The sequence below is a fragment of the Methanobrevibacter sp. genome (assembly GCF_045577275.1).
Taxonomy (GTDB): domain Archaea; phylum Methanobacteriota; class Methanobacteria; order Methanobacteriales; family Methanobacteriaceae; genus Methanobrevibacter.
Genome location: NZ_JAZNIB010000118.1, coordinates 1 through 10,057 on the forward strand (window position 1 = coordinate 1; position 10,057 = coordinate 10,057).

At 32.5% G+C, this 10,057-nt stretch carries 11 protein-coding genes; 8 read left to right on the forward strand and 3 right to left on the reverse strand.

From position 1 onward, the window contains the following. The first annotated feature begins 492 nt into the window (after positions 1-492). From eno to ACKI67_RS03825, 5 genes are all read left to right on the forward strand, one after another. Positions 493-1,740, forward strand: a complete 1,248-nt coding sequence (gene eno / locus ACKI67_RS03805) for a phosphopyruvate hydratase (RefSeq protein WP_407462059.1) — start codon at positions 493-495, stop codon at positions 1,738-1,740. Between the two features lie 240 nt (positions 1,741-1,980). Next, positions 1,981-2,172: an indolepyruvate ferredoxin oxidoreductase subunit alpha gene (locus ACKI67_RS03810; RefSeq protein ID WP_407462060.1), complete on the forward strand. Its 192-nt coding sequence runs from the start codon at positions 1,981-1,983 to the stop codon at positions 2,170-2,172. 173 nt (positions 2,173-2,345) lie between these two features. After that, the gene (rpsB, locus tag ACKI67_RS03815) at positions 2,346-2,942 is read left to right on the forward strand and encodes a 30S ribosomal protein S2 (RefSeq protein ID WP_407462061.1); all 597 of its coding nucleotides are present in this window, start codon (positions 2,346-2,348) and stop codon (positions 2,940-2,942) included. A 211-nt stretch (positions 2,943-3,153) separates the two neighbouring features. After that, complete coding sequence (gene amrB / locus ACKI67_RS03820) at positions 3,154-4,002, forward strand: AmmeMemoRadiSam system protein B (protein WP_407462062.1); 849 nt, start codon at positions 3,154-3,156, stop codon at positions 4,000-4,002. A gap of 205 nt (positions 4,003-4,207) precedes the next feature. Further along, positions 4,208-4,603, forward strand: coding sequence for a VOC family protein (locus ACKI67_RS03825; protein ID WP_407462063.1), 396 nt, complete (start codon positions 4,208-4,210; stop codon positions 4,601-4,603). Between the two features lie 65 nt (positions 4,604-4,668). Here ACKI67_RS03825 and ACKI67_RS03830 read toward each other — a convergent pair whose 3' ends face one another. The 3 genes from ACKI67_RS03830 to ACKI67_RS03840 form a co-directional block, all read right to left on the reverse strand. Then, positions 4,669-5,277, reverse strand: a complete 609-nt coding sequence (locus ACKI67_RS03830) for a flavodoxin family protein (RefSeq protein ID WP_407462064.1) — start codon at positions 5,275-5,277, stop codon at positions 4,669-4,671. A 59-nt stretch (positions 5,278-5,336) separates the two neighbouring features. Beyond that, positions 5,337-5,981 carry a site-2 protease family protein gene (locus tag ACKI67_RS03835; protein WP_407462065.1) on the reverse strand — a complete coding sequence of 215 codons (645 nt, stop codon included), beginning with the start codon at positions 5,979-5,981 and terminating at the stop codon, positions 5,337-5,339. Positions 5,982-6,050: 69 nt separating this feature from the next. Continuing rightward, entirely contained in the window at positions 6,051-6,194 is a 144-nt protein-coding gene (locus ACKI67_RS03840; protein ID WP_407462066.1) for a hypothetical protein, read from the reverse strand. A gap of 124 nt (positions 6,195-6,318) precedes the next feature. Here ACKI67_RS03840 and mvk point away from each other — a divergent pair, with 124 nt between their 5' ends. From mvk to ACKI67_RS03855, 3 genes are all read left to right on the forward strand, one after another. Further along, a complete protein-coding gene (gene mvk / locus ACKI67_RS03845; RefSeq protein WP_407462067.1) occupies positions 6,319-7,302 on the forward strand; it encodes a mevalonate kinase in 984 nt (327 codons plus the stop codon). 96 nt (positions 7,303-7,398) lie between these two features. After that, the gene (locus tag ACKI67_RS03850) at positions 7,399-8,214 is read left to right on the forward strand and encodes an isopentenyl phosphate kinase (RefSeq protein ID WP_407462068.1); all 816 of its coding nucleotides are present in this window, start codon (positions 7,399-7,401) and stop codon (positions 8,212-8,214) included. A gap of 413 nt (positions 8,215-8,627) precedes the next feature. After that, positions 8,628-9,836 (forward strand): ATP-binding protein, encoded by a 1,209-nt coding sequence (locus ACKI67_RS03855; protein ID WP_407462069.1) that lies wholly within the window; start codon positions 8,628-8,630, stop codon positions 9,834-9,836. The last annotated feature ends 221 nt before the right edge of the window (positions 9,837-10,057 follow it).

Here is a 10,057-nt window from a genome sequence, read left to right on the forward strand (position 1 = left end):
TTAATTAAAAGAATTAGTTGCTAAACTTAAATTAGCAAAATATTATTAAGATCATATTTATTTGGTCATTTAGTTATGATTAAGTATTTAAATAATAAAAAACTTAATATTATTATAAATAAATTATATAAAAATTATTAAATTTATTGAATTTATTTATTTCTTAAATTAAGAATATCATATGCAATCTATAAATCAACCTTCTAGTTTTTTTATGATTTTATATCCATTATAGATTTTATGGTAAGACGAATTGAAGGATTCTTTTGAATCTCATTGGTAATTAATTGAATAGTGAATACTAGGTTTAATTAATGGCAATTTAATTGCAATTAGTTAATTTTAGGTTTCAAAATCAGTATTTGCTTAATTAGCATTAATTAATTTGTCTAGCGAAAATCTTTAAAAAACTAGTTTATTTTGCATTATCTTAATAATATCTGAATAAATTAAAGAATGATTTTTATCGTTCTTTTGCTTTGAGGTGTTATTTTGGATAGCGTTATCGAAGATGTTCGTGTTAGAAAGATTTTAGATAGTAGAGGAAATCCTACTGTAGAAGTAGATATAATTACTTGGAACGGATTTGGAAGAGCTGCTGCACCAAGTGGTGCAAGTACAGGTTCCAGAGAAGTTGTTTCCTTCCCTGAAGGGGGAGTTAGTCAAGTAATCACTGAGGTTGAAGATTTAATTTCCTCTGAACTTATTGGTATGGCTGCTGAGGACATTGAAGATATTGATGAGGTTCTAAAGGAAATCGATGGAACCGACAACTTATCTGCAATTGGCGGTAACACCACTGTAGCCGTTTCAATGGCTGCAGCTAAAGCAGCGGCAATGAGTTATAATTTACCGCTCTATAATTTCCTAGGCGGAAATTTCGTAAAAGAGATACCTTATCCATTAGGTAATATGATGAACGGCGGTGCACATGCAGGTCCTAACGCACCTGATATCCAAGAGTTCTTGGTTGTTCCTGTTGGAGCAGGGGACATAACAGAAGCGGTTTTTGCTAATGTTGAAGTCCATAAAAGATTAAGGGAACTCATATCTAAAAAGGACCCTAGCTTTACCGGTGGAAAAGGTGATGAAGGAGGATGGATTCCAAACATTACCAACGATCAGGCTTTGGAGATTCAAGCTCAAGCTTGTGAAGAGGTTAGTGATGAACTTGGCTTCATTATTAAGCCTGGTTTGGATATGGCTTCATCTGAATTCTGGAGTGAAGAAGAAGGCAAGTACGTATATGGTCAAGACGGTCTTAAAAGAGATTCTGGAGACCAAGTTGACTATGTGAAAGACTTGATTGATACTTATCATATGTTCTATGTTGAAGATCCTTTTGATGAAAGGGATTTTGAAGGATTTGCAGAGCTCACTTCAAAAGTCGGCAGCAAATGCCGCATTTGTGGTGATGACCTATTCGTAACCAACAGTGAATTGTTGGCTAAAGGAATCGAAATGAATGCTGCAAATGCAATCATCATCAAACCGAATCAAATAGGCACTTTAACTGATACTTATGAAACAGTAAGATTAGCTAAAGAAAATGGCGTAATGCCTGTCGTTTCCCACAGATCAGGTGAGACCTGTGATGAGACCATTGCTCACTTGGCAATTGCATTTGGCGCTCCTATGATAAAGACCGGTGCAATAGGTGGAGAAAGAATAGCTAAATTGAATGAACTCATTAGAATTGAGGATGAAATCTCCAATCCGAGAATGGCTAATTTATATTAGAAATTTTATCTCAATTAAAGTTCAAAATCATGATTACAGTAAATTTTGAGCGAAATTTACTTTAATATGTAGTTAAATTTATTAACTATTAAATTAAATCTTTTTAATAGTAAATAAAATGTTGAAAAAGATTATTTATGTAATTAATTAATAGGCTTAATAAACTGGGATTGTAGTATTTATTCAAGTTTATTGATTAAATTATTAATTAATAAAAATTTAGAAGAAAATGGTGTAAAAATGTCAACTGTTATTATTGATGCAAGCAAATGTGAAAATGCAGAATGTGGTGAATGTGTAGATATGTGTCCTATGGAAATCTTTTCCTTAGACGGAGACAAAATCGTAACTGATCATGAAGACGAATGTACTTTATGTGAAGTATGTGTCGACATGTGTCCTAACGACTGCATTACTATCAAAGATGAATAAATTTGTTGATTTTCAAGACAAGAATTCAATAAGGTCCAATGGATTTTATTAGAATTCTTATCTTATTTTTTAATAATTTAATTAAAAAAATAAAGTCATTAAGATATTGAATGACTATTATGCTATTAACAATTTATTAAATTAAAAAATTTTTTATATTATAAGGTGATAAAGTGTCAGATTTATTAATCCCTTTAGAAAAGTATTTAGCTGCTGGGTTACACATTGGTACCCAACAAAAAACTAGTGACATGGAAAAATACATTTTCCGTGTAAGATCCGATGGTTTATATGTCTTAGACGTTCGTAAAACTGATGAAAGAATCAGAGCTGTTGCTAAATTCTTAGCAAAATACGACCCAGATGACATTTTAGTAGTAGCTACCCGTCAATACGGTCAAGCTCCAGTTAAGAAATTCGGTGAAATCACTGGTTGTAAAACCATCCCTGGTAGATTCATCCCAGGTACCTTAACCAACCCACAATACGCTAAATTCATCGAACCTAAAGTAATTGTTGTAACTGACCCAAGATCCGACTCTCAAGCAATTTTAGAATCCAAACAAAACGGACTTCCTGTAGTAGGTTTATGCGATTCTGAAAACTTACTTGCTAACGTAGATATTTGTGTTCCATCTAACAACAAAGGTAGAAAAGCTATTGCTTTAATCTACTGGTTACTTGCAAGACAAATCTTAAGAGAAAGAGGAATTCTTGGCGAAGACGAAGATTTAGACATTGAATCTTCTGACTTTGAATTAAAATTCTAGGTTAATTAATTATTTTAATTAATTAACTCTTTTATTCTATTTTTTATTTTTAAACTATTTTTTGTTCTATTTTTATTTTTATTCTATTTTTAACCTATTTTCACAAATTCTATTTTTAAAAAAATTAAATAAATTTTTTATATTAAGTTAATTAAATTATTAATTAATTCTAAAAATTTTAAATGATTAAAAATTAAAAATGTGTGAGAATATGATTAGAGAACCTATAGTTGCTGATAAATTTTACAAAGGTAATGTCAAATACTTAAATGAATCAATTGAAGACTGTTTTAAACATAGGTTAGGTCCGGGCGTTGTACCTAAATTATCCAGAATCAATAAGGAAAAGAAGGTAAATGCAATTATGGTTCCTCATGCAGGTTATGTCTATTCTGGCCCAACTGCTGCTCATGCCTACTCAAAATTAGTCCAAGACGGTTATCCAGAAACCTTTGTAATCCTTTGTCCTAACCATACAGGATATGGAGCAGACGTTTCAGTATACAATGAAGGCTCTTGGGTAGTTCCAAATGGAGTCTGTGATGTAGACAATGAACTTGCAGATGAAATCATCAAAAACTCTAATTTTGCTAAAGCTGATTTCAATGCACACTTAAATGAACATAGCTGTGAAGTTCAGCTTCCATTCCTAAAGTACTTTGACAGCTTTTTCAAGATAGTTCCAATCTGCATGATGGATCAATCAGTTGAAGCATCTAAAGATTTGGCAAATTCCATCCATGAATCTAGCCAAAACTTGGGAAGAAAAATCACTTTGATTGATAGTACTGATTTATCTCATTTTAAGTCTCAGGAAAAGACCATTGAACATGACAACCTTGTGTTTAATGAAGTGTTCAATGCAAATACTGAAGGGCTCTATCAAGTTGTCAAAAAAGAACAAATTAGTATATGTGGATACGGTCCAACTATGGTAAGTATGGAATTTTCCAAAAAATTAGGTCAAAAGAACTTTGAACTCCTGCAACATTCAACAAGTGGTGACATAACTTTAGATTATGCATCTGTAGTTGGATATGGTTCTGGTGTATGGTATTGATCAATCATTAGCTTGATTTCTTTTATTTTTTTTATTATTTTATTTTTTATTTTTTCCATTTCTTTTTTTCAATCATATAAACAAACTACTAATAAATTTCAATATTTTTAATTCAAATCCACTTTTCTCATATAAAATTGTACAATATAAAAAAAATATGGAAAAGTTCTTATATGCTCAAATTAAATTATAATAAGGTGATATCATGGTAAATTGTATGATGATACATGAAATGATTAGAGTCTTTGACCTTGAACGTTCATTGAAGTTTTATGATGAAGCATTGGGAATGAAAGAGAATAGGAGAGTGGATAAGCCCGAAGGTAAATTCACTTTGGTCTATTTGACTGATGGCCAATCAGATTTTGAATTGGAGCTTACATATAATTATGACCCTGAAGTTCCTTATGAGATAGGTACAGGATACGGACATCTTGCAGTTCTTGTAAAGAACATTGAAGCGGTTAGGGAGGAGCATATAAAAGCAGGATATGAAGTTGGTCCTTTAAAAAGCTTATATGAAGACGACAGTGAAAAATACTATTTTCTCACTGACCCAGATGGATATAAGATAGAAGTTATAGAAAGGAATAAAAAATAGATAAAAGAAATTAGGAAAGAAATTAAAATTTCTTTTCTAAAATATTTTTTTTTTTAGATTGCTAATTATCTTATGAAATTAGTAAACACTTTTTCTTCTTGCTCAGGCAAATCCTTGCCTTCAATGGATTTCAAGAGCCAAGCCATATTTCTTGCCAAGGTTCTCATGGTGTGAAGCCCTTCTAAATCTTGTTTTACTTCTTCAGGGCTGTTTCCATGAACCATATTCCAATATTTAGATGCTACAAGAGGCATATTGGAAATTGTGAAATACTTGTTTAATCTATCAAAGCTTGCTGTTGAACCGCCTCTACGGCAACTTACAACTGATGCACCAGGCTTAAATGAGAATTTGGAACTTGCTGAATAGAAGACCCTATCAAGTATAGCACATAATGCTCCATTAGGGCCTGCATAATAAACAGGTGAGCCTATTATGAGGCCATCAGATTCAAGGATCTTGTCTATTATTTCATTGGCGACATCATCATCAAATGCACATTTTTCCAACTCTCCACATTTTCCACAAGCTATACAACCTCTAACAGGTTTATTTCCAATCCAGAAGATTTCGCTGTCGATTCCTTCCTTTTCCAATTGGTCTTTAATTTCTGATAATGCTGTAAATGTACAGCCTTCCTTATGAGGACTTCCATTTATAAGTAAAACTTTCATGATTTATCTCCTTATTCTTTTTTAAGTTAATCTAATAATCATTAGAACCATATTCTTTTTTAAGTTAATCCAATAATCATCAGCACCATATTTTCTGCACCTATTGTCATTGATGTTAGCATCATAATTGCACCAATAGCAAATGCGATGGCCCAAAATCCAATGCTCCACTTTAAGACAGCAGTGCCATCAAAACTATAGATTGGTATTAAGTTAAATGTTGCCAAAAAGCTATTTACAGAGAAACCTACTGTACAGATTAGATATATCAAATGAATGGTTTGTGAGTGCAATGAAAAAGGGTATATTAAAGCTGCAATCAATATGAATATGAATGCAAGCACAATATTGGTCAAAGGTCCTGCAATCTTGATTTTACCATTCATTTCATCGCTTAAATCTTCTGTATCAAGATTGGCTGTACCTGGCACTGCAAATACAAAGCCAAGAAATGCAGTTGCAAATCCAATCAACAATCCTATAGGCCATAATTTAAATTCTGACTGGTAACCATATCTCATTGCCATGAACTTGTGCCCGACCTCATGCAATATGGTTCCGGTAGCCACACCTATAATGACTATCGGTAAAAGTGATAAAATTCCATGGATATCTATTTTAACGGTTGATATTGCAAAACAAAATGAAAGCACAATCAACGCAATCATTAACTCTGTTGCTTCCCTTTTTGTAAATTTCAACATAAAATTACTTATATCCTTAAATATATAAACTTTTTTCTAACTTATTCTTTTTTGATATATTGGTATTGCTCACTTTTTCATCCAATTTTCGCAACAGTCATCCTGTTTGATCAGCTTTTCATGATATTTGCAGAAGAATTGGGTGCATAAATCCAAATCAAATTCCAAATATTTGCAATTGTAGCATTCCTTCTCTTCAATCATTTTTGCCATAATCTATAGTATAGTTTTTATACTATTTAAGATAAATTTATAAATATATTAATTTTTACATAATAAAAAAAGAATTTCAAAATCGATTATTGGATTAATTAAAAAAAATTAGGAGAATTATAATATGAGACATATATCAGTAGCTTCTGCACCAGGGAAAACAATCCTTTTTGGTGAACATTCTGTAGTTTATGATGAACCTGCTATTGCTGGTGCAGTCAATAAAAGGGCTACAGTAAGCATACGCAAATCCAACAATAATTACTCCACATTAAAGTCCAATGATTTAGGTTTTGAAGTCAAGATGGATACCCGTAGAGGAACTTATACACTGGTTAGAGGTAAACCAGGCATTATCCGTTATATCTTAAATGCTATGGGAAAGTTCCATGATCACAGCAACATTGACATGAGCCTATCCCTTAATCTGCCTATCGGTTCAGGTTTAGGTTCTTCTGCAGCGGTTACAGTAGCTACAATTGCTGCATTGCATCATTATCATGGAGTTGAATTCAATAAGGAAACCCTTGCGCATGAAGCCCATGGCGTTGAAGAGGATGTTCAAGGTATAGCAAGTCCTTTGGATACATTGATAAGTACATATGGAGGATTAATCTACTTATCTCGTGAAAAGAGAATAGTCCGTTTTGACAATCATTTAGATGCGCCATTTGTTGTAGGATTCACAAATAAGTATGGAAACACTGCCAAAATGGTCAAGAATGTAAAGACATTAAAGGAAACTTATCCTGAATTGGTCAACCCAATAATCTCTACAATGGGTAAGATAGCAAATGAGGCAAGAGTTGCAATCATAAAGAATGATGTTGAAAGGATAGCTGAACTCATGAATTTGAATCAAGGATTGCTTGACTCTTTAGGTGTAAATACCTATGAACTGTCAAGAATGATCTATACCGCTCGTGACAATGGCGCTTTAGCATCCAAAATCACCGGTTCCGGTGGTGGAGGAAGCATAATTTCCTTATGTAGCGAAGAGACAATAGATGAAGTTGCAGAGGCAATAAATGTTGAAGACAAGACAATTAAAGTCAAGTTCTCAAAGGATGGTGTTTTGGTAAATAGGAGGGCTCCTCCTTTACCTTAGATTTTGTGATTGCAATGACAACTGTTAATTTTTTTCATTTTTCAGATTTATTTTAAATTTATTTTATATATTATTTTTATTTAATAGTGTGATTTTATGATTATTTTAAAGATTGGTGGAAGCATATTAACTGAAAAGGATTCAGCAGAACCTAAGGTTGATTATGAGAATTTAAATCGTATTGCAGATGAAATCAGACAATCATTATACGCTGAGGAAATCAGCAATGACTTGATAGACGGTCTTGTGATTGTTCATGGAGCAGGATCCTTTGGTCACCCTCCAGCTAAGAAGTATAAGATTGGAGAGCCATTTGAAATGAAGGATTACCTTGAAAAGAGAATCGGATTTGCTGAAGTTCAAAATGAGGTCAAGAAATTGAATTCAATCATCTGTGAATCCTTGATTGAACATGGCATTCCAGTTATTGCAATACCTCCATCTTCCATTATAACTTCACACAATAAGAGAATCTATGACTTTGACTTGAACTTAATAAAGACATATCTTAGGGAAGGATTTGTGCCTGTTCTCTTTGGAGATGTGGTTATTGATGATGAAGTGAAGATAGCAGTCATTTCTGGAGATCAAGTGCTCCAATACATTGCAAAATTCCTAAAATCAGATAGGATTGTCCTTGGAACTGATGTTGCAGGAGTTTATACCAAAAACCCTAAAACTCATGATGATGCTGTTCATATTGATGAAGTGAACTCCATTGAAGACATTAAGTTCTTGGAATCCACTACCAATGTTGATGTAACTGGTGGTATGGTTGGCAAGGTAAAAGAGCTTCTAGACTTAGCAGATTATGGAATAAACTCTGAAATAATCAATGCAAATGAGGAAGGGGCAATTGCAAAGGCATTGCAGGGCATGAAAGTAAATGGAACTAAAATCTGCAGAAAATAATTAAGGACCCCAAAACGGGCAAGCTCATCATGATTAAAACTAACTTATTCTTTCCTTATTCTTTTTTTCACTTTTTTTTAAATCACAATTGTGTTTTTGCACAATTTTGCCCTTGATAAATCTTTATAATGGATTAAAAGATAATCCTTATTTAAAGTGATGTTTTTCATATTCTTTTTACAGTCAATGAACCACTTTTTTCATTAGCTAATGCAATGTGTGTTTTTCACATTATAATGTAATTTCCATTACATCATATTGTCGGCTATATTTGATATTTGTATAAAAATTGCCATTATTGTCGATTGTATTCGATGTTTATATGATAATTATCATTATTGTCGATTATAATCGACAAATTTATATATTTTAAAATACAAGATTTCATATAAAGAAAGGTCTTGGTGAAAATAATGATCAAGAGAACATTATACTTAAATCAGATTGAAAGATTAATTGATAAGGAACCTGTCAAAATCATAATTGGCGTTAGAAGAAGCGGCAAGACATATCTATTAAAAAGCATACAGGAAGAACTGAAAAGCCGTGGAATAAATGAGGAAAACATATTCTTGATCTCATTTGAATCCCTGAAATACAACAAAATAGAAAACTTCAAGCAGCTTGATGAATTGATCATGGGCCTAACTAAAAACACAAAGGGCAAGATCTATCTGCTATTTGATGAGATACAAAACGTAAAAAACTGGGAAAAAAGCATAAACGCCTACAGGGTAGACCTTGACTGTGACATTTACATCACAGGTTCCAATTCAGAGCTGCTGTCGGGTGAAATGGCAACGCTAATCTCCGGAAGATACTATCAAATAAACATATACCCCTTTTCATTTGCCGAATTCATACAATACAAAAAGGAAATGGAAAAGACGGATATTGTCGACTTGGAGGAGCTGTTTGAGGAGTATGTTGAATATGGTGGAATGCCTCCTATACAGCAGGTTGCAGCAGAAGACAAGTACTCATATTTGGGGGACATATACAATACAATACTCCTAAAGGACATTATCACAAGGCACAATATCAGAAACACGGATATGCTGAACAGAATACTTGATTATGTAATAATGAACATTGGAAAAAATTTCTCTGCAGGAAGCATAGTCAAATACATAAAGCATGAGGGAAGGAAAATATCAAAGGATACAATACTTGATTATCTGTTATATGCCAAGAATGCATGCTTCATATATCAAGCGCAAAGGGAAGACATAAAAGGGAAGAAAGTGCTGAAGCACAATGAAAAGTACTTTCTGGCCGACCATGGGTTCTACCAAGCAAAATATGGTGAAATGGAAAACATGGGATCTATCCTTGAAAATATAGTGTTTATTGAACTTCTCAGAAGAGGATATGATGTAAAAATAGGATTGATCAATGACAAGGAAATAGATTTCGTCTGCACAAAAGCTAAGGAAAAGATTTACATCCAAGTAACATATAAGCTGGAGAATGATAAGACAATTGAAAGGGAATTTTCCGCTCTTGCAAAAATCGACGATAACTTTGACAAATATGTTTTGAGCATGGACAAACTTGATTTTTCAGGAAGCGGATTAAAACACAGAAACATCATAGATTTTTTGACATCAGATTATATATGATGGAGGTAAATGGGTTTTTTGATAAGTTTTTGAAAAAGCCCCCTATTTTTACCCAATATTTAAATATAATGAAAATAAAAAATTATAAATAGTTAAAATATATGCAATTTTCATATATTTTGAATTTAAAAGATTAGAATTAATATTAAGTCGGATTTTAATGTTTTTAAATTCATTCGGGACCTAATTAAACACGTAAGAATATTTTATTTAATTTAACT

What these genes read in the sequence shown, in the direction of transcription:
- ACKI67_RS03810 (WP_407462060.1), top strand. Translation starts at nt 1,981, where the DNA reads ATGTCAACTGTTATTATTGATGCAAGCAAATGTGAAAATGCAGAATGT.
- amrB (WP_407462062.1), top strand. Translation starts at nt 3,154, where the DNA reads ATGATTAGAGAACCTATAGTTGCTGATAAATTTTACAAAGGTAATGTC.
- ACKI67_RS03825 (WP_407462063.1), top strand. Translation starts at nt 4,208, where the DNA reads ATGGTAAATTGTATGATGATACATGAAATGATTAGAGTCTTTGACCTT.
- ACKI67_RS03830 (WP_407462064.1), bottom strand. Translation starts at nt 5,277, where the DNA reads ATGAAAGTTTTACTTATAAATGGAAGTCCTCATAAGGAAGGCTGTACA.
- ACKI67_RS03835 (WP_407462065.1), bottom strand. Translation starts at nt 5,981, where the DNA reads ATGTTGAAATTTACAAAAAGGGAAGCAACAGAGTTAATGATTGCGTTG.
- ACKI67_RS03840 (WP_407462066.1), bottom strand. Translation starts at nt 6,194, where the DNA reads ATGGCAAAAATGATTGAAGAGAAGGAATGCTACAATTGCAAATATTTG.
- mvk (WP_407462067.1), top strand. Translation starts at nt 6,319, where the DNA reads ATGAGACATATATCAGTAGCTTCTGCACCAGGGAAAACAATCCTTTTT.
- ACKI67_RS03850 (WP_407462068.1), top strand. Translation starts at nt 7,399, where the DNA reads ATGATTATTTTAAAGATTGGTGGAAGCATATTAACTGAAAAGGATTCA.
- ACKI67_RS03855 (WP_407462069.1), top strand. Translation starts at nt 8,628, where the DNA reads ATGATCAAGAGAACATTATACTTAAATCAGATTGAAAGATTAATTGAT.